We start from the raw sequence: 25,716 nt of genomic DNA, 5'->3' as shown, positions 1-25,716 counted from the left end.
GCGCCGGCGGAGGAACACCTCCGCCGGCGTTTTCGCATCCGGCGCAGATCAAGCCTGGTAATAAAGGTCCTATGGTGCCGATGGTTCGAGGCTGAGGCCAGCGTCCTTACCTCGGCTCGTCTCAGCGGGCTTTCGGGGCACCCGGCGCGCCATAGCGCAGACCGTCCATCAGCAGCCTGACCAGACGCCGCGAGCGCTCCCGCCAATCTGGACCGTCGGAGGCGGAATAGATGCTCGACAGAGCATGCATCACGTCGGCACTGTCGGCGTCGGTCCGGATTGCGCCTTCTGCCGCTGCCCGTTCGATGAGCCCCGTCAGGGCACGCGGGACCAGCCCCGATGTCTGCGCGAAGAGCGGCGACTTGGATTCCGACAGGAGCCGCAGGCTGTCGCGCATGCCCCTCTTGGTCGCGATGTAGTCGACGAAGCGCTGCATCCACTCCGCCAGCGCGGCCTCGGCACTGCGTTCGCGGCTCAGCGTGGCGGCGGCCTCGACCAGCGCTTCCACCTCGCGGCGATAGGTCGCCTCGATCAGCGCCTCGCGGGTCGGAAAATGCCGGTAGAGCGTGCCGATGCCGAGGCCGGCCTCGCGGGCGATCGCTTCCAGCGAAGTGTTGACGCCGGCTTCCGCGAAGGCGCGGGCCGCGATGGCGAGGAGCTTGTCGCGGTTACGCCGCGCATCCGCGCGCAGAGGCTTGCCGGCACTGTCGGCTCCAGACGACTTTCCTTTCCCCTCCGGCGCCTGCAGGCCAGATGAGTGCGCACCCTCCGGTACTAAGGCTGTCCCACCGGCTGGCGGGCGCTGCAACGTCGGCGGAACTTCGCAAGAGCATGCAGCAGCGGACGCCTCGTCGTCTTTTCTGTGGCGGTCTCTTGAATCCACGACGGCTGCGGCTACGTTCTCGTTAAACGGAGGGCCCTCCGTTTAAGTGGAGGCGCCGTCTCACCTTACCGCATCGGGCAGCCGGCTGTCAGCGTCGCTTCGAAGTACTGGCAGCTGAACCAGTCTGCGCCGGCTGCTCACACACCACAACCGCATCGGACAGGGATCATCCTATGGCACATCCGCGACCTGTCGAGCTCCAGATCAACGGCGAGGCTTTCGCCTTGCGGCTGGAGCCGCGCGTCACCCTGCTCGACGCGCTGCGCGAGCATGCTGGGCTCACCGGCACCAAGAAGGGCTGCGACCAGGGCCAGTGCGGTGCCTGCACGGTCCATGTCGACGGCGAGCGGGTGCTCGCTTGCCTGACCCTCGCCGTGCAGGTGGAGGGCCGTGAGGTGACGACCATCGAGGGCTTGGCGGCCGCGGATGGGACTCTCGACCGCGTCCAGCGCGCCTTCATCGAGGAGGATGCCTTCCAGTGCGGCTACTGCACGCCCGGCCAGATCATGTCGGCGGTTGCCTGCATCCGCGAGGGCCATGCCGGCTCCGACGACGAGATCCGCGAGTTCATGGCGGGCAATCTCTGCCGCTGCGGCGCCTATCCCAATATCGTAGCGGCCGTCCGTCGTGCCGCCGAGGAGGCAGCATGATCGACTTCGACTATGCCCGCGCGTCGAGCCTCGAAGAGGCGGCGACGCGGAGCCGGCTGCCGGGCGCCATGCTGCTCGCCGGTGGCACGACCCTGATCGACCTCGCCAAATGCGACGTGGTGCGGCCCGAGCTGGTGATCGACATCACCCGGCTGCCGGGCCTGCGCGATATCGCGGTGGAGGGGGACCGCATCCGCATCGGCGCGCTCGCCACGATGAGCCGCGTCGCCGCCGACCCCGGCCTGCGCGCCGAGGCGCCGGCCGTGACGCAGTCGCTGCTGCTGGCCGCATCGGCGCAGCTGCGCGCCATGGCGACGATCGGCGGAAACCTCCTGCAGCGGACCCGCTGCAGCTATTTCCGCGATCCCGCAGCCTACCCCGCCTGCAACAAGCGCGCGCCCGGCTCCGGCTGCTCGGCGATCGGAGGCGTGGCGCGCGGCCATGCCGTTCTCGGCGGCAGCGACGCGTGCATCGCCGTCTATCCCGGTGATCTTGCCGTGGCGCTGACGGCGCTTGGCGCGAGCGTCGTCACCACAGACCGTGAGATCGCCATCGAAGCGTTCTTCCTGGCTCCGGGTGACACGCCAGAGCGCGAGACGATCCTGACGCCTGGCGAGATCATCACCGGCGTCAGCATCCCGCGCGGGCCGGTGGCGCGCTCATCCACCTACCTGAAGGTGCGCGATCGCCAGTCCTATGAATTCGCCTCGGCCAGCGCCGCCGTGGGGATCGAGCTGGATGGCTCCACCATCCGCGACATCCGCATCGCGCTCGGCGGGATCGCGACGGTGCCCTGGCGCGCCCAGGCGGTCGAGGAGGCCTTGCGCGGCCGGGCACTGGACGAGACCACCATTCGCACAGCCAGCCGCCTCGCCGTCGAAGGCGCCGTGGCGCATGGTGGCAACGCCTACAAGATCGAACTCGGCGCGCGCGTCGTCGCCCGCGCGATCCTCACCGCCGGAGGCCTGCAATGAGTGCTCTCGAACGCCGCGCCAAGCAGGGTGACGCATCGGACGGCGCCTCGCCGCTCGGCCGGCCCCTCAGCCGTGCCGACGGGCCCGACAAGGTGCAAGGCCGCGCGACCTATGCCCTGGAGCAGCCGGTGGCGGGTGTCCTCCACTGCGTCCTCGTCCAGTCGACCGTCGGCGCTGGACGGGTCGTCTCGATCGACCGGAACGCGGCGGAGGCGAGCCCCGGCGTACGTCTCGTGCTCGATGCCGGCAACAGCCTGCGGCTTCGCCCCGTGTCGGACTTCTACGGCAACAAGCCAGAGGGCGAGACCTACACGCCCTTCGCCGAAGTGGTCGAGCACAATGGCGAACTGGTCGCGGCCGTTGTCGCCGACACGCTGGAAGAGGCGCGGGCGGCGGCGCGGCTGGTCACGATCACCTACGAGGATGCGGCGGTGATCGCGAGCTTTGCCGACGCGCGGGCCGGCGAGGGCAGGCCGGTCGAGGCGCAGGACAAGGGCTGGGGCGACGTCGATGCCGCGCTGGCGGCCGCGCCCGTCGTCATCAGCCAGACCTATGAGACGCCACGCGAATACAACACGCCGATCGAGCCGCACGGCCTCGTCGCCCACTGGGAGGCCGACGACCGCCTGACGGTCTATGAGCCGAGCCAGTGGGTCGACGGCATGGCGCAGCACTTTGCCGACTGGTTCGGCTTGGCCTTCGAGAACGTCCGCATCGTCTCGCCCTTCATCGGCGGCGGCTTCGGCTCGAAGGGGCAGCCGCTGCCACACTCGGCCGTTGCGGCGATCGCGGCGAAGATGCTCGGCAGGCCGGTGAAGCTCGCCGTCACACGACCGCAGACCTTCACGGCCTATGGCGGCCGGCCGGGAACGCGGCAGACACTGACGCTCGGCGCCGACAGGGATGGCCGAATCCTCGCCCTCGATCATGAGGGCGCCAACGAGACGGCGGCGACCAAGACCTTCGTCGAGACGCTCGGCGTCGTGACGTCGATGATGTACGCGGTGCCGAACCTGCGCTCGCGCCACCGCATCGTCCCGGTCAACACGGTGACGCCCGGCGCCTTTCGCGCACCCGGCAAGAATCCGAGCGCCTTCGGGCTCGAATGCGCCATGGACGAGCTGGCCGAGGCGCTGGCGATGGACCCGCTCGAGTTGCGGCGGCTGAACGAGCCGGACCACGACTTCGAGAACGGCAAGCCCTGGTCGTCGCGCCGGCTCCTCCAGGCCTATGACGTCGGTGCGCAGGCGTTCGGCTGGGCGCGCCGCAACAGGACGCCGCGCTCGATGCGCGACGGGCGGCAGCTGATCGGCTGGGGCATGGCCGTCGGCACGCACCCGGTCTATTCAAGCCCTGCCGAGGCGATGGTGCGCATCCTCGCCGACGGCTCCGTCGAAGTGCTGTCGAGCGCCATCGACATGGGCACGGGCACCTACACGATCCTCGCGCAGACGGCGGCGGATGCGCTCGGCGTTCCGGCAGAGCGGGTGACGGTGAGGCTGGGCGACTCGCGCCTGCCGCGTGCGCCGGTCGCCGGCGGTTCGCAGCTCGCCAACCTGATGGTCGGCGCCGTGCACAAGACGGCGCTGGCGGCGCGCGACGAGCTGATCGCGCTCGGGCTCGGCGATCCCGCATCGCCGCTGCGCGACCGCGCCAATACGCTGAGCGTCGAAGGCGGCCGGGTGATGACGCCGCGCGGCGAGGCCGTCGGCATTGCCGAGCTGCTGGCGGCGACCGGACGCTCCGTCATCGAGGTCAAGCGCGACACGCTGCCCGAAGGCGAGCGCTCCGACGAAGAGCGGCGGAAGTTCTTCACCACCATGGCCGGCATGGAGCGCGGCGCCAACCTGCCGGTCTCCCGCCACTCCTTCTGCGCCCACTTCATCGAGGTGCGGGTGGACGAGGATTTCGGCACGGTGCGCGTCTCGCGCGTCGTCTCGGCGCTGGATGCGGGGCGGCTCTACAATCCCAAGCTCGCCGACAGCCAGTTCAAGGGCGGCATCGTCATGGGCATCGGCATGGCGCTGCTGGAAGAGGGCGTCGTCGATCCACGCAATGGCCGCATCCTCAACGCCAACCTCGCGGACTACCGCATCGCCACCAATGCCGACGTGCCGGCAATCGAGACCATCTCGGTCGGCGAGCCCGACTACGCCGCGACACCGCTCGGCGGCAAAGCGGTCGGCGAACTCGCCATCGTCGGCGTCGCACCGGCCATCGCCAACGCCGTCTACCACGCCACCGGCAAGCGCATCCGCCGCCTGCCGATCACGCTGGAGAGCCTCGTCTAGGCTCTTCGGCGCCGGGCAGCCGCAGCCGCTCCCTTGCCGGCTGCGGCTGCATCGAGCTGCCTCATTGGCCAGCCCACCGTCCTTGCCGCCGATGGGGACAGCCTAAGAAGCGGGTTGACCGCGCCCAAATGATCATTAATGATCACGGTATGGGAGACGAGGCACGTCAGCAGATCCGCTTTCCGCAGGAGCGCCATCATCGGATGGCCGAGCTCATCGCGGCGCGTGGTCAGATGACGATCGGCGAGCTGATCGAGCATTTCGGCGTGTCGGGACCGACGGCGCGCCGCGATCTCGAAGTGCTGTCACGAGCCGGCCTTGCCACCCGGACTCATGGCGGTGTCATGGCGCCGGGCCAGAACGGCCTTGCCGAGCCGCTCTTCATGGAAAAGCTGCGCGTGCATCAGGCGCTGAAGACGCGCATCGGCGCCGCCGCAGCACTCGGCGTCGAGGACGGGCAGCGTCTTCTCCTGGATTCGGGCACCACCACGCTGGCGCTGGCGCAGGCGATCGCCGGCCGCGACGTTTCGATCGTCGCCATGGATCTCAAGGTGGCGGAAGCGGCCGCCAGCGGGCGCACCCAGGTCTCCGTCCTTGGGGGCGAAGTGCGCAACGGCTTCTACAGCATCGTCGGCAGCAGCGCGCGCGAGCAGTTGAAGGCGCTCTCATTCGACATCTTCTTCATGGCCGCCGACGCCGTCGATCCCGACGGCATCTCCAATTCGACGCCGGAAGAGGCTGAGGTGAAGCGCTCCGGCGTCGCCGGCGCCAAGCGCACAGTCCTTCTCGCCGACCATTCCAAGCTCGACAGGCGCGCGCCGACGCCCGTCTGCGGGCTCGACCGCATCGACCTTCTCGTCACCGACCGCAAGGCGGCGTCGCGCCTTGATCCGTACCGGCCGCGCCTGCGCGCAGTCGAGTTCCACTGATACCCGGCTCCGGCCGCAACAGAAGAAGACGTTGAAGATATGAGCAAGTTCAAGACGCTGTTCGGCGAAACGAAGCCGGTCATCGCGATGGTCCATCTCTCGCCGCTGCCGGGCTCGCCGCTGTACGATGCCGACGGCGGTGTCGAGGCGATCGTAGAGGCCGCGCGCCGCGACCTGCGCGCCCTGCAGGCCGCCGACGTCGATGCGGTGATGTTCGGCAACGAGAACGACCGCCCCTACGAGCTGAAGGTCGATACGGCCTCCACCGCCACCATGGCCTATGTGATAGGCCAGCTCCGTTCCGAGATCGAGAAGCCGTTCGGCGTCAACGTCCTCTGGGACCCGATGGCGAGCGTCGCGCTCGCGGCGGCGACGGGGGCATCGTTCCTGCGTGAGATCCTCACCGGCACCTATGCCTCCGACATGGGGCCGTGGACGCCGAATGCCGGCGCGGCCATGCGCTACCGCGACCGCCTGCACCGCCCGGACGTCGCCATGCTCGCCAATGTCTCGGCCGAGTTCGCCTATTCGCTGGATCGCCGCGAGCTCTCCGACCGCGCTCGCTCGGCGGTCTTCTCCTCCATTCCGGATGCGATCCTCGTCTCCGGCGCCATCACCGGCGAGGCGGCCGAGATGACCGACCTCATTGCCGTGAAGAAGGTGCTGCCGACGACGCCGGTGCTTGCCAATACCGGGGTGAAGCATGCGACGGTTGCCGACGTCCTGAAGGTGGCGGACGGCTGCATCGTCGGCTCGTCGCTGAAGGTCGACGGCGACACCTGGAAGGCGGTCGATGCGGACCGTGCCGCCGAGTTCATGCGCCTTGCCAAGTCGGCCCGCGGAGACTGATCGATGAGCGCTCGGCGCGACACAACCAACGGTTACATCCTCGGCCTCGGAGCGCTGGCGATCGCCATCTTCGCCGCCCTCAGCCTTGCCGCGCCGAACTTCCTGACCTTCGCCAACCTGACATCCATGGGCTCGCAGTTTCCCGAATTTGGGCTGCTGGCGCTGGCGGTGCTTCCGACCATGATCTCCGGCGGCATCGACCTCTCAGTGGTGGCGGTGGCGAACCTCGCCTCGGTCGTCGCTGCGCTCCTGCTGCGCGCCGGGCCTGAATATGCCTGGGCGGCAGTGCCGGCGGCGCTGCTCCTCGGCCTCGTTTGCGGCCTCCTCAACGGCTGCCTCATCGCCTATCTGCGCCTGCCGCCGATCCTGGCGACGCTCGGCACGCTGCAGCTCTACGGCGGCATCGGCATCGTCGTCACCGGCGGTCCCGCCATCACCGGCATGCCGGAATGGTACGGTGCCTGGGGCAACTGGTCGATCGGCGGCGCCGTGCCGGTGCCGCTCGTGATCTTCGCGCTGGCGGCGCTGGCGCTCGGCCTGGTGCTGCGCTTCACGGCGTCCGGGACGCGAGCACGCCTCTATGGCGCCAATCCGCTGGCGGCGCGCTTCGTCGGCATGCCGGAGAAGGCGCTGATCCTGCGGATCTACGCCATCGCCGGGCTGATCTCGGCGCTGGCCGGCCTCGTCATCCTGGCCCGCGTCAACTCGGCCAATGCCGATTACGGCGGCTCCTATCTTCTGCTCGTCATCCTCATCAACATCCTGGCTGGCGTCAGCCCCTTTGGCGGAGCCGGCACCGTCGGCGGCATCGTCCTCGCGGTGGTGACGCTGCAGCTCATCTCCTCCGGTCTCAACTTCCTCGCCTTCACGGCTTTTGCGCGCGACCTCTTCTTCGGAAGCCTCCTGATCATCGTCATGGCGGCGCGCGTCCTCGTCGAGAAGGGCGGGCTCGGCTTCTTCAGATGGAAAGCCGCAAAGGCATGAATGCGATGGATGATCTGAAAGCGCGGCTGCGCACCCTCCTGTCCGATCTGATGCTGGTCCCGGGCCTCTCCGGCCACGAGGACCGCGTGCGGCGCCACATCGCCAAGGTCCTGGACGGCATGGGGCTGAGCTCGCGCACCGACCGGCTCGGGAACCTCATCGCGACTCTGGAGGGTGAGCCCGGTGCGCCGAGCGTCATGCTCTACGCCCATACCGACCAGCTCGGCTTCGTCACCCGCAAGATCGAGGCGAACGGCCTCATCCGGGTCGAGCGGCTCGGCGGCGTGCCGGAAAAGGCGCTGCCTGCGCAGGCCGTGCGCTTCTGCGTCGGTGAGGGCAGGGACGTCACCGGCATCGTCGCCAACAAGAGCCACCATGCGACGCCGCCGGAAGAGAAATACAAGGTCACGCCCTATGCCGACCTCTTCATCGACATCGGCGCCGACAGTGCGGAGGCGGTGCGCGGCCTCGGCATCGAGATCGGCACGCCGGTCGTCTACGAGCCGCGCGTCCTGCATCTGAACGAGGACCGTGTCGCCGGCACCTCGGTCGACGATCGCGCCGGCTGCGCCGTCGTCGTGGAGGCCGCACGCCTTCTGAAGGACGTCTCGCCCCGCCCGACGATCCACTTCGTCTTCGCCGTCCTGGAGGAATTCAACCTGCGCGGCGCCATGGTGGCGGCGCAGCAGCTCCAGCCCGACATCGCCATCCAGCTCGATCTGGCCCTGACCGCCGACACGCCGGACATGACGCAGCGGGGCGAGGTGCGTCTCGGCGCCGGGCCCGCGATGAGCCTCTACTCCTTCCACGGCCGCGGCACGCTGAACGGCACCATCCCGCATCCCGCGATCACGGCGCTCGTCGTCCGTACGGCGGCCGAGGAGGACATCCCGCTGCAGCGCACCGCCCATATCGGCGCGCTCACCGACAACTCCTATGTCCAGCTCGTCGGTCAGGGCGTCGCCTGCGTCGACCTCTGCTTCCCCAGCCGCTACACCCACACGGCGCTGGAAGTCTGCGACTTGCGTGACCTGGAACAACTGACGCAGCTCTGCGTCGGCGCGATCACCCGCATCGCGGCACCCGGTTTCGACCTCGATCGGGACCGCCATACATGAGCGGAGCCACGCTCGGCATCGACGTCGGCACCTTCGAGACGAAGGGCGTCATCGTCGGTTCGAACGGTGAGGTTCTGGCCGAGGCGCGGCGCCGGCATCGCATGATCGTGCCCGAGCCCGGCTGGGCCGAGCACGACCCCGAAGCGGACTGGTGGGGCGAGTTCGCCTCCATCTCGCGCGAGCTGATCGCCGGATGCGGCTTGCCCGCGAGCGCGATCCGCGCTGTCGGGGCGAGCGGCATCGGCCCGTGCATGCTTCCCGTCGATGCGGGCGGCAACCCGCTGATGAACGCCGTCCTCTACGGCGTCGATACCCGCGCCCATGCCGAGATCGCTGAGCTCACCGCATCGATCGGGCCCGAGACGCTGATCGAGCGGACCGGCAATGCGCTGACCTCCCAATCCGTCGGCCCGAAGATCCTCTGGCTGAAGCGGCACCGGCCGGACATCTATGCCGCGGCCGATGGCTTCGTGAACTCCACCACCTTCCTGGTCGAGCGGCTGACAGGCCGGCGCGTCCTCGACCACTACTCCGCCGGCAGCGTCCAGCCTCTCTACGACGTCGAACGTCAGGATTGGGCCGACGATCTGATGGACGGCATCACCACGCGGGAGCGGCTGCCGGAGCTGCTCTGGACGACGGAGATCGCCGGGCATGTCACCGCGGCTGCGGCCGAAGCGACGGGCCTTGCCGTCGGCACACCGGTGATCGCCGGCACCATCGACGCCGCGTCGGAAGCCGTCAGCGTCGGCGTGCTGGCGCCGAGCCGCACCATGCTGATGTATGGCTCGACCATCTTCATGATCCAGGTCGCGGCGGGGCGCAGCGCCGATCCGCGGCTGTGGTACGCGCCCTGGCTCTTTCCCGGCCGGCACGCGCTGATGTCGGGCCTGGCGACAAGCGGCACGCTCACCCACTGGTTCCGCGACCGTTTTGCCCGCGAACTGCCACCGGAAACGGCGATGGGCACACTCGCGGCGGAGGCCGCCGCCTCGCCGCCCGGCGCGCGGGGGCTGATCGTGCTGCCCTACTTCTCAGGCGAACGCACGCCGCTCCACGATCCGCATGCCAAGGGCATGATCTTCGGCCTCGATCTGACGCATGAGCGCAGCGACGTCTATCGTGCGGTGCTGGAGGGCATCGCCTATGGCGTGCGCCATGTCGTCGAGACCTATCGCGGTAGCGGCCACCCGACCTCCGGCCTCTTTGCCGTCGGCGGCGGCATGAAGAACCCCGTCTGGTTCCAGGCCGTCTCGGATGTCAGCGGCGAGCCGCAGGTGCTGCGCAGGCACTCGGTCGGTGCGAGCTTCGGCAACGCCTTTCTGGCGGCGCTGGCGATCGGCGATGTCGGCGAGAGCGACATCGAGCGCTGGAACCCGGAAGTCGGGCGCATCGAGCCAAAGACGGAGCTGGCGGACCTCTACGGCAAGGGCTTTGCCACCTATCGCGAACTTTACGAACGTACGCGCGACCTCATGCATGCGCGGATGTGATCACGGCAGAGGCGTCCGCGGGGCGCCGCAACTTGGGAGAAGGCACATGGCAGGCAGGATGAAGTCGATGATCGTGGGCGCCCTGGCGGCCTCCGCGCTTCTGGGCGGTACCGTCGGGATGGTCGGCGCGCAGGACGCCAAGGAGATCGTCACCGTCGTCAAGCTCTCCGGCATCGCGTGGTTCAACCGCATGGAGGAGGGCGTCAAGGAATACGCCGCCGCCACCGGCGCCAACGCCACGCAGGTCGGCGCGGCGACCGCCGACGCGGCGCTGCAGGTGCAGCTGATCGAGGATCTGGTCGCGCGCGGCGTTGATGCGATCACCGTGGTGCCGAACAGCCCCCAGGCGCTGGAGCCGGTGCTGAAGCGCGCGCTCGACAACAAGATCGTCGTCGTCGGCCACGAGGGCGCCACGCTGCAGAACGTCACCTATGACGTCGAGGCCTTCGACAACAAGGCGTATGGCGAGCACCTGATGGAAGCGTTGGCCCAGAAGATGGGCGGCGAGGGCGAATACGCCGTCTTCGTCGGCTACCTCACCTCCGTCACCCACAACGAGTGGGTGGATGCGGCCATCGCCTACCAGAAGGCGAAGTACCCGAAGATGACGCTGGTCGGCGGCAAGCAGGAATCCGCCGAGCAGCAGCAGCAGGCCTATGCCAAGATGCGCGAGCTGCTTCGCACCTATCCCAAGCTCAAGGGCATGCAGGGCTCGGCCGGCGAGGACGTCGTCGGCGCCGCGCTCGCCGTCGAGGAAGCCGGCCTCAGCGATCAGGTCTCGATCGTCGGCACCAGCCTTCCCTCGGTGTCCGGCGCCTATCTGGAGTCGGGCGAGATCGACATGATTTCCTTCTGGGATCCGGCCAAGGCCGGCTACGCCATGAATGTCGTCGCCGCCAAGGCGCTGGACGGGCAGACGATCAAGACCGACGACGATCTCGGCGTCGAGGGCTACAACAAGGTCCGCGTCGATGGGAAGGTGATCTACGGCCAGGCTTGGGTGGACGTGACCGCCAAAAACATGGACCAGTACGACTTCTGATGTCCTTTCGGGCCGCTCGGCGACGGGCGGCCCGCTCCTCCTGTTTCCCCACGCGTACCGGAGATGCCGATGGCTGATCCCGTTCTGTCCATGACCGGCATTCGCAAGGCCTACGGGCCGGTGCGCGTGCTGGAAGAGGTCGGCCTGACGCTTCATCCGGGCGAAGTCCGCTGCCTCGCAGGCGAGAACGGCTCCGGCAAGTCGACGCTGATCAAGATCCTGTCCGGCGTCGTGCCGGCCGACGCCGGCAGCGTCACCATCGCCGGACAGACGATCGGCGCGGATGCGAGGCAGGCCATCGCCGCCGCCCTGTCGGTGATCTATCAGGACTTCTCGCTCTTTCCGAACCTCACCGTTTCCGAGAACATCGCCTTCCTGAAGACCACCGCCGGCGGCGAGCGCTGGCACCGCGCGAGGGCTGACCGGCGCCTGGCCCGCGAGACGCTGGCGCGCATGCGGGTCGATCTGGACCTCGACATGCTGGTCGAGCTTCTCCCCGTCGCCTCCAAGCAGCTTGTTGCCATCGCCCGCGCGCTTGCGAACGAAGCACGGGTCATCGTGATGGATGAGCCCACCACGGCGCTGACGCGCAGCGAGGTCGCGCGCCTTGCCGAGATCATCGCGGCGCTGAAGGCGGAGGGCGTCGCCTTCCTCTTCGTCAGCCACAAGACCGAGGAGGTCTTCGCCTTCTGCGACACGATCACCGTGCTGCGCGACGGTCAGGTGGTGGCGGAGGGGCCGACCTCCGCATTCGATGCAGCCCGCCTTGGTTGTGAGATGACGGGGCGCGCGATCGACACGCAGCGCCTCGCCCGTGCGGCGCCGGTGGCCGCCGAGCCGTTCCTCTCGGTGCGCGACCTCGCCCGCAAGGGCGATTACGCCGGCGTTGATCTCGATCTTCGCCCCGGCGAGGTCGTCTCGCTGGTCGGCCTTCTGGGCTCCGGGCGCACGGAACTGTCGCTGTCGCTCTTCGGGATGCTGCACCCGGACGAGGGCACGATCACGATCGAAGGCCGGCCGGTGCGTTTCACCGACGCGCGCGACGCGATGGCGGCCGGCATCGCCTATGTGCCCGAGGACCGGCTGACGGAAGGCCTCTTCCTCGACCAGCCGATCGCCGACAACATCACTGTGGCGACACTCTCCAGCCGCGGCTTCCTGTCGAGGTCGGCGCTGAAGAAACGTGCGCGAGACGCGGTGCAACGCCTGCGCATCAAGACGCCTGGCGTCGAGCCGACGGTGGCGACCCTCTCCGGCGGTAACCAGCAGCGCGTCGTTCTCGCCCGCTGGATGGAGCGCTCGCCGCGGCTGATGATCCTGAACGGCCCGACCGTCGGCGTCGATATCGGCTCCAAGCGCGAAATCCACGAGATCCTGCTGGCGCTCAGCCGCGCCGGAACCGCCGTGATGGTCGTCACCGACGACATCGGCGAGGCGATGGCACTCTCCGACCGCGTCCTCGTGATGGTGAAGGGGCGTATCACCGGCGCCTTCGACGCCGATGCCGTCGACGAGGATCGCCTTTACACAGAGATCACGGGCGGAGGCCGGGGCTGATGCGCAAGCTGTCCAACGCCGTCACCTCGCCGCAGGGCGTGGTGCTGATCGCCGCCATTCTGTTCGCGCTGGTGATCGGCTCGATCAATCCTGGCTTCCTGTCGGTAGCGACGGTCGTCGATCTCCTGCGCAACTCGCTGGTCACCGGCATCTTTGCTCTGGGCGTCATGATCGTGCTGGCCTCGGGCGGCATCGACGTCTCCTTCACCGCCATCGGCGCCTTCGCCATGTATGCGACGATGTCGCTGGTGCTCGGCCTCGACGTGCCGGTGCCGGTCTTCGGCCTCTTCGTGATCAGCGCGGCGATCGGCGCCTGCCTCGGCCTCGTCAACGGCATCCTCATCGGCGGTCTCGGCCTGCCGACCTTGATCGTGACGCTCGGCACGCTCAGCCTCTTCCGCGGCGCGCTGCTGACCTTCGTCGGCACCGTCTACATCACCAACGTCCCGCGCAACGTCGTCTCCTTTGCCCGCACGATGATCCTGCGCATGGAGAACTCGATCGGGCAGCTTTCCTCGCTGCCGCTGTCTTTCACAGTGCTCATCGGCGTCACGATCTTCGTCGCCTTCCTGATGAACGCGACCCATTTCGGCCGCACGATCTACGCCATCGGCGGCTCGGAGGAGGGAGCCCGGCGCATCGGCATCGACGTCGCCCGCGTGAAGGTCTGGATCTACGTCATCGCCGGCACGATCGCCGGCCTGGCGGGCATGACGCATATGACGCTGTCGCGCATGGCGAACCCGTTCGATCTCGTCGGCACGGAACTCAACGTCATCGCCGCCGTCGTTCTCGGCGGCGCCCGCATCACCGGCGGCCATGGCACGGTGACGGGCACGCTGCTCGGCGCGCTGGTGATCACCCTCATCAACACCTCGCTGCTCAGCGCCGGTGTGCCGTCCTACTGGCAGAAGGTGGTGGTCGGCATCCTGATCATCCTCGGCACCGGCCTGCCCATCGTCATCGACCGCCTGGCCAAGCACCGCGAGCGGCTGGCCCGCGCCGCGGTCTGACCAGCCAGCCTCGGCACCCCATTCATCATCGGAGGAGAACCCGCGTGAAGAAGATCCTCAACAGCCCTGCATCCTATGTCGACGAGATGCTGGAAGGCTTCACCGCCGCCCATCCGGAGTTCTACGCCCAGCCGGAGCGCCGGGTGATCGCCCGCGCCGGCGGTGCCGTGAAGGGCAAGGTCGGCATCGTCACCGGCGGCGGCTCCGGCCATCTGCCGATCTTCACCGGCTATGTCGGTCCCGGCTTTCTCGATGCCTGTGCCATCGGCGACGTCTTCGCCAGCCCGTCCGCCGAGCAGATGGCGAGCGCCATCCGCCAGGCCGACGGCGGTGCCGGCGTCCTGCGCCTCTACGGCAACTATGGCGGCGACGTCATGAACTTCGACATGGCCGGCGAGATGGTGGAGATGGAGAACGACATCCGCACCACCACCGTGCTGCTGGCCGACGACGTCGTCTCCGCCCCGAAGGAGGAGGCCGAGAAGCGCCGCGGCGTCGCCGGCATGGTCTATGCCTTCAAGATCGCGGGCGCTGCCGCCGAGACGATGGCCGACCTCGACGAGGTCACGCGCGTCGCCCAGAAGGCGGCCGATGCCTGCCGCTCCATCGGCATGGCGCTCAGCCCCTGTATCGTCCCGCAGGCCGGCAAGGCCACCTTCGAGATCGGCGAGGGCGAGATGGAGATGGGCATGGGCATCCATGGCGAGCCCGGCATCTGGCGCGACAAGCTGAAGCCCGCCGACGCCATCACCGACGAGATGATCGACCGCATCGTCGCCGACCACCCGTTCGGCAAGGGTGACCGGCTGTCGGTGCTGGTCAACTCGCTCGGCGCGACGCCGCTCGAGGAGCTCTACATCATGTACCGGCGGGTGAAGGCGCGCTTCGCCGACATGGGCGCCGAGATCGTCATGCCGCTGGTCGGGCGCTATGCCACCTCCATGGAGATGACCGGTGCGACGATCACCACAATCGCGCTGGACGGTGAGCTCGAGACGCATCTGAAGGCGCCGGCCGCCTGCGCCTACTGGCGCGTGGTCTGAGGAGAGCGGGTCATGGCAGGCGATATGATCGGCAGGGACGATCTTGCGGCCGCGCTCCTGCGCGTGGCTGAGGGTACCGGGGCCGTTGCGGCGGAGCTGAATGCCGCCGACGGCCAGCTCGGCGACGGCGATCTGGGCATCACCGTCTCCAAGGGCTTCGCGGAGGCGGCCCATACGCCGCTGCCGGAGGATATCGGTATGGCGCTGCTCGAATGCGCCAAGGCGTTCCAGCGCGTCTCGTCGTCATCCTACGGCACGCTGGTCGCAACCGGCTTCATGGCGGCGGCCAAGGCCGCCAAGGGCCAGCTCGGCATCGCGACGGACACGCTCCCCGACCTCGTCGGCGCCGCGCGAGATGCCATGATGGCGCGGGGCAAGGGCAATCTCGGCGACAAGACGGTTCTCGACAGCCTCGATGCCGTCGCCGGGGCGCTGCAGGGCAAACAGCCGGAGGCGATGATGGCGAGCGCCCTCGATGCCGCGCGCGAAACCCTGGCCGAATTCAAGGGCCGCCCCTGCAAGCTCGGCCGCGCCCGTATGTTCGCCGAGAAGAGCGCCAGCCTCGACGATCCCGGCCAGCTGGCCTTTCTGCGCATCGTCGAGGCGCTCGCCTCACGTCCGGCCTGATCCGAGAGGAAAACCGACATGGAATACAGGACGCTCGGCCGCTCCGGCCTGAAGGTTTCGGCGATCTCGATGGGGACCTTCTCCTTCGGCGGGGTCGGTCCCTTCGCCAAGGTCGCCAGCCAGGACGTGCCGGAGGCGCGCCGCCTCGTCGATGCCTGCATCGACAGCGGCGTGAACCTCTTCGACACCGCCAACATGTATTCCTACGGGCGTTCGGAGGAGATCCTCGGCGAGGTGCTGGAGGGCCGGCGCGACAGCGTCCTCATCTCCTCCAAGGCGCGCATGCGCATCGCCGACGGTCCGAACGACGAGGGCCTGTCCCGCTTCCACCTCATCCGCGAATGCGAGCGCAGCCTGAAGCGGCTGCGCACCGATCACATCGACATCTACCTCATGCATGAGTGGGACGGCACGACCCCGCTGGAGGAGATGCTGGAGGCGCTGCAGACGCTGCGCGACCAGGGCAAGATCCGCTATGCCGGCTGCTCCAACTACTCCGGCTGGCACGTGATGAAGGCGCTCGGCCTCTCGGAACGTGAACGTCTGCCGCGCTTCGTCACCCAGCAGATCCACTACACGCTGGAGGCGCGCGAGGCCGAATACGAGCTCCTGCCGATCTCGGTCGACCAGGGGCTTGGCGTGATGGTGTGGTCGCCGCTCGCCGCCGGATTGCTCGGCGGTGACTTCCGGCGCGACCGCTCCCCGCAGGATTCGCGGCAGGCGCGGGGCTGGAGCGAGCCGCCGATCCGCGATGCGGAGAAGCTCTGGCGCATCGTCGATACGCTGGTCGCGATCGCCGGCGAGCGTGGCGCGACGCCGGCACAGGTGTCGATCGCCTGGACGCTGACGCGCCCGGCGGTCTCGACGCTGGTCGTCGGCGGCTTGACGGAAGCGCAGTTCCGCGAGAACTGCGCGGCCACCGAGCTGAAGCTGACGGCCGAGGAACTGGAGCGGCTGAACGCGGTGAGCCGGCTCCCCTACCTCTATCCCTACTGGCACCAGCACAACTTTGCCGCCGAGCGCTTCAGCCCCGGCGACTGGGCGCTGCACGACAGCTACCGCGACGTCGGGCAGGTGTGAGGGGGTGCGCCGACGCACGGGCCATCCCGAAGCGCATTGACTGCGCGTTCTTAGGCTCGCGGTAATCCCGAACCGCTAAGACAATTGCGTCTTGCGCTTCGGCCAGCCGCGGCAGCGATCCGCCCGCTTGTGGTCCTGAGGCCGGTTCTCGGCTGCAGCGGCGCTTCATCGGGCTCGATGCCATGGCCGGATTTGCCTCCACCCGCACCGCTCTGTCCTGGGGCCGCGTTCTGCGGCCCCGCCAGTTCGTGGCAAAGCCGCTCTTTCAGGAGGAGCTGGCCGCGGCGGTGCGCGAAGGTGTCCAGCGCTTTGGCAACGGCGTTCTGGCGCGGGGCCTCGGCCGCTCTTATGGCGACAGCAACCTCAACGACGAAGGCGGCCTGATCGACGGGACGGGTCTTGCCGGCATCCTGTCCTTCGACGCAGCGACGGGGCTGCTCCACGCCGAAGCCGGTATGACGCTTGAGGGGATCATTGCCTTCGCACTGCCGCAGGGCTTCTTCCTGCCGGTGACGCCGGGCACCAAGTTCGTCACCCTCGCCGGTGCCATTGCCAACGACGTGCATGGCAAGAACCATCACAGCGCCGGCACGATCGGTTGCTGGATCGAGGAGATCGGTCTCCTGCGCTCCGATGGATCGGCGCATCGGCTCGTGCCGGGTGACGAACTCTTCGCCGCGACTGTCGGCGGGCTCGGTCTGACCGGCATCATTACCGAGGTTAAGCTCCGCCTGCGCCGCGTCGCGAGTTCGCGCCTCGACGCAGAGACGTTGCCCATGGGCAACCTGTCGGATTTCTTCGCCCTGGCGGAGGAGAGCGGCAAAAGCCATGAATACACCGTCGCCTGGATCGACTGCCTCGCCAGCGGCGCCTCGCTTGGACGCGGCCTGTTCACGCGCGCCAACCATGCGGCGGACGGGCCGATGGACGTGTCGACGCGAAAGGGCCCGAACGTACCGCTGGAGGCGCCCGGCTTTCTGCTCAACCGCTGGTCGATCACAGCCATGAACACGGCTTATTACGAGCTCGGCCGGCGCAAGGCGGGGGTGAAGAGGGTCGGCTACGACTCCTACTTCTATCCGCTGGATGGCGTACGCAACTGGAACCGGCTCTACGGCCGGCGCGGCATGTACCAGTACCAGAGCGTCGTGCCGCCCGAAGTCTCTGCGGATGCGACGGTCGCAATGCTGCGCGAGATCGCCAAAGCCGGGCAGGGCTCCTTCCTCGTGGTCCTGAAGACCTTCGGCGCCTCAGCCTCGCCTGGCATGCTGTCCTTCCCGATGGACGGGACGACGCTCGCGCTGGATTTTCCGAACCGCGGCGCCTCGACACTGGCGCTTCTCGCGCGCCTCGACGCTATCGTCCGAGAGGCGAAGGGACGCCTTTATCCGGCCAAGGACGGACGTCTGCCGCCGGACACGTTCGAGGCAGGCTATCCGCTGCTGGAGCGCTTCCGCGCCCATCGCGACCCCGGAATCTCGTCCAGCTTCTGGCGACGGATGGAGGGTACTGTCGCCGCTGGCTGACGCGCGCAGGGTGGAAGGCCTTATTGGAGACAGCAGCTTCCGGCCCAAACGACTGCGCCGCCCGGACGGACGGCGCAGCGCTGATGGTCTCCAGAGCTTGAGACCTCAGTTCTTCTTGACGTCCTCCAGCCAGAAGCGGCCGAGCGGGTTCTGGTAGAAGCCTTCGATGTTGGCGCGCGTCACGTTGATGTAGGGGCTGTAGTAGAGGTCGATCCAGTTGACGTCCGCCTTGGCGGTCTTCTGCAGCTCCACATACATCGCCTCCCGCTTGGCCGGATCGGCCTCGACGCGCGCCTCGGCGACGAGCGCCTTCACCTTGTCGCTCTTGTAGCGGGTCATGTAGTTCATGTTGGTGTCGTGGCCGAGGACGAAGGTCGTCTTCTGGTCGGGGTCGAGCACGTCGTTGGTCCAGTAACCGACGGAGATGTCGTAGTCGCCGGCAACGAACATGTCCCACTGCGACGCCGGATCGACCTTGTTGATATTGGCCGTGATGCCGGCCTTGGCGAGTTGCTGCTGCACCAAGACGGCGATCTGCTCGTCCACCTCGTCGCCGGCCTTGACGTTGTAGTCGAGCGTCAGGTCGCTGGCGCCGGCCTCCGCCAGCATCGCCTTGGCCTTTTCCGGGTCGTACGGACGCTGGAGGTTGTCGGCGTAGTAGTAGAGCGCGCCCTTCGGCACATAGGAGTTGGCGACCGTGCCGATGCCGAAGGTCACGGCATCGACGATCGCCTGCTTGTCGATCGCCATGTCGAGCGCCTCGCGCACCGCCTTGTCGGCGAGCTTGCCGTGCTCGTGGTTGATGAGCAGCGCATCTTCGCGGGTCGAGGTGTCGAGCGAGACCTTCAGGTTCTTATCCTGCTTCAGCTGCTCGACGCGCGAGAAGGGCACGAAGATCGCAGCGTCCAGCTCGCCCGCCTGAACGTTCAGCATGCGGGTGTTGTCGTCGGGCACCGAGATCCACTCGACGCCGTCGAGGCTCACCTTGTCGGCTTCCCAGTAGTTCGGGTTCTTCTCCAGGATCACCCGGTCGCCGCGGATCCATTCCTTGACGCTGAAGGCGCCAGAGCCGATCGGGGCGGAGGCGAACTCCTCGCCCTTCTCCTCGACGATCTTCTTCGGCAGAACCGAGACGTTCGGCAGCGCCAGCGAGGCGAGGAACGGCGTGGAGGGCTCCTTCAGCTTGACGACGAGCGTCCGCGGATCGCTCGCGACCGCCGTGTCGACGATGGAGTAGGACGAGGCCCAGAGCGAGGCCGGGTTGTCGCGGATGCGCAGCAGCGAGAAGGCCGCATCCTCGGCCGTCAGCGGCGAGCCGTCGGAGAACGTGGTGTCGCGCAACTTGAACGTATAGGTCAGCCGGTCTTCGGAAATGGTCCAGCTCTCGGCAATTCCGGGCTCGAGCTTGGTGCCGGTCTTGTCGACGCGCACCAGCACGTCGAAGACGTTGGAATAGACCCAGTTGTCGACGTTCTGGGCCGTGGCGATCGGATCGAAGGTGGTCGAATCCTCGCGCCGTCCGATCGTGAGGACGCCGGCCGCTTCCGCGATCGAGGTGCCGAGAGTGAGAGCCGACAGCAGCGTGGCTGCAAGCAGGCGGGCGCGTGTACGGGTCATGCGGACAGCTCCTGGGGTTGGCGGCCGAGGGTCGATGCGGCCGGGGAAGAAAGCGTGCCGGGCGGCAGGATGCAGGCCCAGCCATGATCGTCCTGCCGCCGCAGCGTTGGCGGCTCGCCGGTGCGGCAGGTTTCTTGGGCATAGGCGCAGCGCGGATGGAAGGCGCAGCCGGGCGGCAGCGACAACGGGCTCGGCGGCTCACCGCCCATCGGCGCATCCGGCAGGCGGAGGTCCGGATCGATCTCCGGGATCGCGGCGATCAGCGCCGCCGTATAGGGGTGGCGCCGCGCGGCGAAGACGGCCTCCGTCGGACCTTCCTCGACGATGCGGCCGAGATACATCACGGCGACGCGGTCGCAGAGCCGGCGCACCACCGCCAGATCATGCGCGATGAAGATCAGCGTCAGGCCGATCCTCTCCTTCATGTCGAGGAAGAGATTGATGATCTGGCCTTGGATCGAGACGTCGAGAGCGGCGATGCACTCGTCGGCGATGACGAGATCGGGCTCCACCGCCAGTGCGCGAGCAATGCCGACACGTTGGCACTGACCACCCGAGAGATCGCGCGGACGGCGGCTGCCGAGCGCCGGATCGAGGCCGACGAGGCGCATGAGCTCGGCGACACGTGCCGCCTCGGCGCCGCGGGCGACCTTGGCGTGGACGCGCAGCACCTCTGTCAGCGTCTCGGCGACGGTGAGGCGCGGATTGAGCGAGTTGGCGGGATCCTGGAACACCATGGCGGTGCGACGTCTGAGACCGGCGAGGACGTCGCGTCGGCCGTCGGAGACGCGCGCGCCGTCGAAGGTCACGTGGCCGGACGTAACCGGGTCAAGGCCGAGGATGGCACGTCCGAGCGTCGACTTGCCCGAGCCGCTCTCGCCGACAATGCCGATCGTCTCGCCACGCCGCACGGTCAGCGAGACGCCGTTCACCGCCTTCACCTCGCGGCGGGACAGACCGAGGAGGCCGCCGCCCGGCGCCGGAAAGCGCACGGTGACATCGTCAACTTCGAGGAGCGGGGCCTCGCTCATGCCGCGCATCCAAGGCGCGGGGTCGTGCCGACCTGATGGAAGCAGGCGGCGAGATGGCCAGGCTCGACGGGGTCGAGCGGCGGCTGCACCGAGCGGCAGTCTCCTTGCGCGTTCGGGCAGCGCGGGTTGAAGCGGCAGCCCGAAGGCATGGCGTGGAGAGAGGGCGGCTGGCCTTCGATCGTCCTGAGTCGCGTCAGTGTCGCGCCGGCCGCCGGCTGACAGGCGATGAGCCCCGCCGCGTAAGGATGGCGCGGGCGGCCGAGGATCGCCCGCTTGGGGCCGATCTCGCACATGCGGCCGGCATAGAGGACGGCGATACGGTCGCAGAGCTGCGAGACGACGCCGAGATCGTGCGTGACGAAGATGATGGACAGGCCGCGGCGATCGCGCAGCTCGGTGAGGAGACGCAGGATCTGCGCCTGCACGGTGACGTCGAGCGCCGTTGTCGGCTCGTCGGCGATCAGCAGCTTCGGGTTCGAGGCGAGCGCGACGGCGATCATGGCGCGCTGGCGCATGCCGCCGGAGAATTCGTGCGTGAAGGCCTCGGCACGTCGGGCCGGATCGGGGATGCCGACCTGGCGCAGGAGCTCGATCGCCTCCGCCTTGGCCTCGCGCCGGCTGGCGCCCCTGGCGAAGCGGATCGTCTCGGCGATCTGCGCCCCGATGCGCATCACCGGGTCGAGATGGCTTGCCGGATTCTGGAAGATCATGCCGATGCCGCGGCCACGCACCCTGGCGAAATCCGCTACGCCGAGGCTCGCCAGCTCGTCGCCGGCAAGTGTGATGCGACGCGCCGAGATGGAAAGCGCCTCCGGCAGGAGCCGCATCAGCGCGCGGCAGGCAACCGTCTTGCCCGAGCCGCTCTCGCCGACGAGACCAAGGATTTCGCCCTCGCCGACCTGCAAGGAGAGGTCGTCGACAATGTGCCGCGTTTCGCGGCCGTCATGGAGCGACACGCTCAGACCCTGGACGTCCAGCAGCGGCAGGGCCGTCATGTCCGCTGGCCCAGCAGCTCGCCGAGCCCGTCGGCGACGAGGCTGAAGGCGAAGGCGAGGGCGACGATCGCAAGGCCTGGAAAGGCCGAGATCCACCAGGCCCTGGCGATGAAGCCCTGGCCCTCCGCGACCATGATGCCCCATTCGGCGGCAGGCGGCTGCACGCCGAGCCCCAGATACGAAATGGCTGCACCGGACAGAAGCACCAGCACGCAGTCGGACATGGCGAAGACGATCGAGGCCGTCAGCGCGTTCGGCAGGAGGTGACGGAACATGATGCGCGGATGCGAAAAGCCGAGCGAGCGCGCGGCCACCGCGAAGTCGCTGGTTTTCAGGACGAGGATCTGCGCCCGCACGAGCCGGGCGTAGGAGACCCAGCCGACCAGCGCCATGGCGATGAAGAAGCTCTGCAGCCCCGGTCCGAGGATGGTGATGATCGCCAGCATCAGGACAAGGAAAGGAAAGGCCAGCACGACGTCGACGATGCGCATGAAGACGGTATCGACGAGGCCGCCAAAATAGCCGGCAATCGTGCCGACGACGGTCCCGATCGCGAAGGGGAAGACGACGCCGAGGATGGCGAGCTGCAGGTCGATCCGGACGGCGAAGATGGCGCGCGAAAGGATGTCGCGGCCGAAATTGTCGGTGCCGAAGGGATGGGCGAACGAGGGCGGAGCAAGGCGCGCCGCCGCATCCTGGAAGATCGGATCATAGGGTGCGATGAGGTCCGCGCTGAGCGCCAGCAGCAGGAAGAGAGCCAGAAGCCCCAGTCCCGCCACGAGCGGCGCCGGCAGGCCGGCAATGCGCCGTGATCGCTTGCCTCTCGGCGCCGCGATGGCAGCCGCCGGCGAGGGGACGGCGACGCTCACAGTTTGACCCGCGGATCGACCGTCACGGTCAGGATGTCGGCGAGGAAGTTCACCAGCACGGTGGCGATCGCGAACACCATGGCGACGCCCTGAACCACCATGTAGTCGCGCGAGAAGATCGCCCGCACCAGCAGCTGGCCCATGCCCGGAATGGCGAAGACCTGCTCGACGACGACGGTGCCGCCGATCAGCCAGCCGATGTTGACGGCCAGGAGGTTCAGCGTCGGCAGGATCGAGTTCGGCAGGACATGGCGGCGGAAGATCGCGCCTTCCGGAATGCCGCGCGCCCGCGCCGCCAGCGCGACGTCGGAGCGCATCTCAGCGATCAGGCTGGCGCGCAGACTCCGCGTCAGGACGGCCGAGAGCGACAGCGCCACGGTGAGCCACGGCAGCACCATGTGGTGCAGCTTGTCGGTGAGCGTGCGGCCGTAGCCGGACACCGGAAACCAGCCGAGCGCGACGCTGAAGAGGATGATCAGCATGATCGCCAGCCAGAAGTTCGGCAGGCCGAGCCCGGCGGTGGAGAAGAAGCGCACGCTGGAATCGACCAGCGTTCCTTGCCGGCGCGCCGAGAGTGCTGCGAGTGGCACGGCGATCAGGAGCGACAGGAGGACGGCGCCGAAGACGAGCACCAGCGTCGGCTCGATGCGGGCGGCGACGAGACCGAGGACGTCGACCTTGTAGAGGATCGAGCGGCCCATCTCGCCTTGGAAGAGATTGCGGAGGAAGTAGAGGTACTGCGTCCACAACGGCTCATCGAGACCGAACTGCGCCCGGACAGCGGCGAGCGCCTGCGGCGTCGCTCGCGTGCCGAGGATGAGCCGCGCAGGATCGCCCGGGATCGAACGCACCAGCACGAAGGTGATCAGGCTGATCCCGAACAGCACCGGGATCAGCTGCAGCGGTCGCTGGAGGACGAAGCGGTAGCGGTGCATCTCTCTTAAGGCGCTCTCGTCGCTCGGCTCCTCACGCCCGGCCGCCGCGCCGTTCGAGGAAATCGATCAAAACGGGAAAGAAGGCGTGCGGCTCCTCGAAGAAGGGCATGTGGCTGGAGTTCGGAAAGACCTTGATCTCGGCGTCGGGGAGGGCCTGGTGCATGCGCATGGCGCAGGCCGGGGTCAGCTCGTCATGCAGGCCGACCGTGATCAGCACCGGCACGGTGATCCGGTGCATGTCGGGGATGCGGTTCCAGTCCTTCAGATTGCCGGTATAGGTGAACTCGTTTGGCCCCTGGATGGTCCCGTACGGACCCATGTTCCAGTCCTCAAGCGAGCGGCGCACCGGCGCCGGCCAGTCGGCAAGGCGGCAGACATGGCGGTAGTTCAGGACGGTGATGGCACCCTGATACTCGGGATGGTCCAGCGTGCCCTCCGCCTCATGGCGCAGCATCATCGCGACGGTCTCGGAGCCCAGCGCCTCGCGCAGGCGATTCAGCTCGCCGACGAGGTGGGGAATGTCGGCGGCGGTGTTCTCCAGGACGAGCGTCTTGAGAGCATCGGGATATGTCAGCGCATATTCCACCGACAGCCAGCCGCCCCAGGACTGACCAATCAGATGCACCTTGCCGAGGCCGAGCGCCTGGCGCACCGCCTCGACCTCTTCGACATAGCGCGTGATCGTCCAGAGGGCCGGATCGGTCGGCCGGTCGGACCTGCCGGTGCCGAGCTGGTCGAAGGCAACGACGCGGTAGCCCTGGTCGATGAGGCAGGAATGCGAGTCCCGGAGATAGTCGCAGGGCAGGCCCGGGCCGCCATTCAGCAGCAGAACGACGTCGTCGCCCGAGCCAAAGGAATAGGTCACGACCTTGCCGTCGGGAGTGTCGACGGTCCTGACCTCGTCGGGTTCGATCTCACGCCACATGCACGTCATCCGTTGTGCCAAGGAACTGGCTACGACACTACGCCGCGGAGAGACCGAGCCGTAAGCTATCAGAATCCATAGGTCCGCCCGCGGAAGAACTTGCCTCATGCCGCCTAGAATGTGAACATGCTTCATCCTTTGGCAGCCGATGGCAAAGTCGTTGATGGCACGGCATATTGCTGATTACGAAGAGCGTCTGAGCGAAGCCGGCACGATCGACGCGATGCTCGATCGCGCGAAGGCCGAGATGGATCCTCTCGGCCTGACGGCCCTCATCTACGACTATACGCCGGTGACCTATTCGCATCGCGGCGAACTGATCACGCCCTCCTTCTTCGGCATGCGCGGCGTGCCTGCCGACATGGTGGCGCTGTGGTCGGACAGCGGCTTCTACCAAATCGATCCGGTGCAGCATCTGGCGCTGCGCTCTGCCAAACCCTTCGTGTGGAGCTACCGAAGCGAGGACCGCACCGTGCTGGGGCGGACGCTGACGGAGATTCATGCGCCGGTGGTCGATTACGTTCATGACAGCCGCATCACCTGCGGCATGACGGTGCCGATCCACCTGCCGGGCGGCGATTGCGCGACGGTCACCGGAATCCGTCACGACGCTGCGCACGACTTCGACCGCGAGGCGCAGGAGTTCCTCGGCGACTTCGCAATCCTGGCCCATGTCCTGCACGAATCGGTCGAGCCGCTGTTCGGCCCCGGCGAGCGGCAGTGCCGTGCCGTGCGGCTGACGCCCCGCGAGCGCGAATGCGTGCGCTTCTCCGCCGAAGGCCTCTCGGCCAAGGAAGTGTCGCTGAAGATCGGCCGCTCCGAGCCGACGGTGCTGATGCATCTGAGCGCCGCCGCCCGCAAGCTCGATGCGCGTAACAAGGCGCAGCTGATGGCGCGCGCCGCCCATTACCGCCTGCTCGACTGACAGGCTGCCTCATTCCCGGCCGTCCGCATCTGGCCGTTTGGCCCTCACGACCCTGCACCTCTTGAGCCTGCATATCGCGGCTTGCGGCCGGGCGGCGCGGGTGATTGCGCCGTCGCTCTATGATCCCGCCGGTGTCGCTATGCGCGCCTGATGCCGGTCGGCTAGGAGATAGGCTGATCGACGATGCGGGCGCTCAAGCGCTGCCGCATCGCAGGCTTGGCAGCGATAGGGTTTCGGGAATGTCGATGATGAACAGAATCTGCCTGACGGTCGCCTGCCCGTCGACCCGCGGCATCATCGCCGCGATCTCCACCTATCTTGCGGCCAAGGGCTGCAACATCACCGACAGCGCCCAGTTCG

Annotated in this window: 23 protein-coding genes and 1 pseudogene; 17 read left to right on the top strand and 7 right to left on the bottom strand. The window is 67.9% G+C overall.

From position 1 onward, the window contains the following. Positions 1-121 precede the first annotated feature (121 nt). The gene (locus tag C0R46_RS19860) at positions 122-748 is read right to left on the bottom strand and encodes a TetR/AcrR family transcriptional regulator (protein WP_102961426.1); all 627 of its coding nucleotides are present in this window, start codon (positions 746-748) and stop codon (positions 122-124) included. Between the two features lie 308 nt (positions 749-1,056). Here C0R46_RS19860 and C0R46_RS19855 point away from each other — a divergent pair, with 308 nt between their 5' ends. From C0R46_RS19855 to C0R46_RS19785, 15 genes are all read left to right on the top strand, one after another. Then, positions 1,057-1,533, top strand: a complete 477-nt coding sequence (locus C0R46_RS19855; RefSeq protein ID WP_102961413.1) for a (2Fe-2S)-binding protein — start codon at positions 1,057-1,059, stop codon at positions 1,531-1,533. After that, on the top strand, positions 1,530-2,507 hold the full coding sequence (locus tag C0R46_RS19850) for an FAD binding domain-containing protein (protein ID WP_102961412.1): 978 nt from the start codon (positions 1,530-1,532) through the stop codon (positions 2,505-2,507). The genes C0R46_RS19855 and C0R46_RS19850 overlap by 4 nt, the downstream gene beginning before the upstream one ends. Continuing rightward, a complete protein-coding gene (locus C0R46_RS19845) occupies positions 2,504-4,798 on the top strand; it encodes a xanthine dehydrogenase family protein molybdopterin-binding subunit (protein ID WP_102961411.1) in 2,295 nt (764 codons plus the stop codon). Before C0R46_RS19850 ends, C0R46_RS19845 begins: the two co-directional genes overlap by 4 nt. A gap of 149 nt (positions 4,799-4,947) precedes the next feature. Beyond that, positions 4,948-5,727, top strand: a complete 780-nt coding sequence (locus C0R46_RS19840) for a DeoR/GlpR family DNA-binding transcription regulator (protein ID WP_198598420.1) — start codon at positions 4,948-4,950, stop codon at positions 5,725-5,727. Between the two features lie 39 nt (positions 5,728-5,766). Then, positions 5,767-6,576, top strand: coding sequence for a BtpA/SgcQ family protein (locus tag C0R46_RS19835; protein ID WP_102961409.1), 810 nt, complete (start codon positions 5,767-5,769; stop codon positions 6,574-6,576). 3 nt (positions 6,577-6,579) lie between these two features. Then, positions 6,580-7,560 carry an ABC transporter permease gene (locus C0R46_RS19830; RefSeq protein ID WP_102961408.1) on the top strand — a complete coding sequence of 327 codons (981 nt, stop codon included), beginning with the start codon at positions 6,580-6,582 and terminating at the stop codon, positions 7,558-7,560. Between the two features lie 5 nt (positions 7,561-7,565). After that, positions 7,566-8,678, top strand: coding sequence for a M42 family metallopeptidase (locus C0R46_RS19825; protein ID WP_102961425.1), 1,113 nt, complete (start codon positions 7,566-7,568; stop codon positions 8,676-8,678). Then, positions 8,675-10,171 carry an FGGY-family carbohydrate kinase gene (locus tag C0R46_RS19820; protein ID WP_102961407.1) on the top strand — a complete coding sequence of 499 codons (1,497 nt, stop codon included), beginning with the start codon at positions 8,675-8,677 and terminating at the stop codon, positions 10,169-10,171. Before C0R46_RS19825 ends, C0R46_RS19820 begins: the two co-directional genes overlap by 4 nt. A gap of 46 nt (positions 10,172-10,217) precedes the next feature. After that, positions 10,218-11,213: an autoinducer 2 ABC transporter substrate-binding protein gene (locus C0R46_RS19815; protein WP_102961406.1), complete on the top strand. Its 996-nt coding sequence runs from the start codon at positions 10,218-10,220 to the stop codon at positions 11,211-11,213. A gap of 69 nt (positions 11,214-11,282) precedes the next feature. Beyond that, on the top strand, positions 11,283-12,770 hold the full coding sequence (locus tag C0R46_RS19810) for a sugar ABC transporter ATP-binding protein (RefSeq protein ID WP_102961405.1): 1,488 nt from the start codon (positions 11,283-11,285) through the stop codon (positions 12,768-12,770). Continuing rightward, positions 12,770-13,783 carry an ABC transporter permease gene (locus C0R46_RS19805; RefSeq protein WP_102961404.1) on the top strand — a complete coding sequence of 338 codons (1,014 nt, stop codon included), beginning with the start codon at positions 12,770-12,772 and terminating at the stop codon, positions 13,781-13,783. Before C0R46_RS19810 ends, C0R46_RS19805 begins: the two co-directional genes overlap by 1 nt. 44 nt (positions 13,784-13,827) lie before the next feature. Then, positions 13,828-14,826 (top strand): dihydroxyacetone kinase subunit DhaK, encoded by a 999-nt coding sequence (locus tag C0R46_RS19800; RefSeq protein WP_102961403.1) that lies wholly within the window; start codon positions 13,828-13,830, stop codon positions 14,824-14,826. Positions 14,827-14,838: 12 nt separating this feature from the next. Continuing rightward, complete coding sequence (locus tag C0R46_RS19795) at positions 14,839-15,453, top strand: dihydroxyacetone kinase subunit L (RefSeq protein ID WP_245413692.1); 615 nt, start codon at positions 14,839-14,841, stop codon at positions 15,451-15,453. Between the two features lie 18 nt (positions 15,454-15,471). Next, positions 15,472-16,533 (top strand): aldo/keto reductase, encoded by a 1,062-nt coding sequence (locus C0R46_RS19790; protein WP_102961402.1) that lies wholly within the window; start codon positions 15,472-15,474, stop codon positions 16,531-16,533. A gap of 182 nt (positions 16,534-16,715) precedes the next feature. After that, entirely contained in the window at positions 16,716-18,059 is a 1,344-nt protein-coding gene (locus tag C0R46_RS19785) for an FAD-binding oxidoreductase (RefSeq protein ID WP_102961401.1), read from the top strand. A gap of 105 nt (positions 18,060-18,164) precedes the next feature. Here C0R46_RS19785 and C0R46_RS19780 read toward each other — a convergent pair whose 3' ends face one another. The 6 genes from C0R46_RS19780 to C0R46_RS19755 are packed head-to-tail and all read right to left on the bottom strand — an operon-like array spanning position 18,165 to position 24,431. Beyond that, a complete protein-coding gene (locus tag C0R46_RS19780) occupies positions 18,165-19,676 on the bottom strand; it encodes an ABC transporter substrate-binding protein (RefSeq protein WP_102961400.1) in 1,512 nt (503 codons plus the stop codon). Next, entirely contained in the window at positions 19,673-20,707 is a 1,035-nt protein-coding gene (locus tag C0R46_RS19775) for an ABC transporter ATP-binding protein (protein WP_102961423.1), read from the bottom strand. Before C0R46_RS19775 ends, C0R46_RS19780 begins: the two co-directional genes overlap by 4 nt. Further along, positions 20,704-21,702, bottom strand: coding sequence for an ABC transporter ATP-binding protein (locus C0R46_RS19770; RefSeq protein ID WP_102961399.1), 999 nt, complete (start codon positions 21,700-21,702; stop codon positions 20,704-20,706). Before C0R46_RS19770 ends, C0R46_RS19775 begins: the two co-directional genes overlap by 4 nt. Further along, positions 21,699-22,538 carry an ABC transporter permease gene (locus tag C0R46_RS19765; RefSeq protein WP_102961422.1) on the bottom strand — a complete coding sequence of 280 codons (840 nt, stop codon included), beginning with the start codon at positions 22,536-22,538 and terminating at the stop codon, positions 21,699-21,701. Before C0R46_RS19765 ends, C0R46_RS19770 begins: the two co-directional genes overlap by 4 nt. A 29-nt stretch (positions 22,539-22,567) precedes the next feature. Next, entirely contained in the window at positions 22,568-23,506 is a 939-nt protein-coding gene (locus C0R46_RS19760) for an ABC transporter permease (protein ID WP_102961398.1), read from the bottom strand. 31 nt (positions 23,507-23,537) lie between these two features. Next, positions 23,538-24,431, bottom strand: coding sequence for a proline iminopeptidase-family hydrolase (locus tag C0R46_RS19755; RefSeq protein ID WP_102961397.1), 894 nt, complete (start codon positions 24,429-24,431; stop codon positions 23,538-23,540). A gap of 163 nt (positions 24,432-24,594) precedes the next feature. Here C0R46_RS19755 and C0R46_RS19750 point away from each other — a divergent pair, with 163 nt between their 5' ends. Together C0R46_RS19750 and purU are read left to right on the top strand one after the other, a co-directional pair. Further along, positions 24,595-25,356: a LuxR family transcriptional regulator gene (locus C0R46_RS19750; protein WP_102961396.1), complete on the top strand. Its 762-nt coding sequence runs from the start codon at positions 24,595-24,597 to the stop codon at positions 25,354-25,356. Positions 25,357-25,604: 248 nt separating this feature from the next. After that, a pseudogene (gene purU / locus C0R46_RS21225) lies at positions 25,605-25,716 on the top strand (formyltetrahydrofolate deformylase); the annotation flags it as partial.

This window comes from Mangrovicella endophytica (assembly GCF_002893625.1).
Lineage (GTDB): Bacteria > Pseudomonadota > Alphaproteobacteria > Rhizobiales > Rhizobiaceae > Mangrovicella > Mangrovicella endophytica.
The sequence above is the reverse complement of the archived record's forward strand: the minus strand, read 5'-3'. Positions and strand labels throughout refer to the sequence as shown.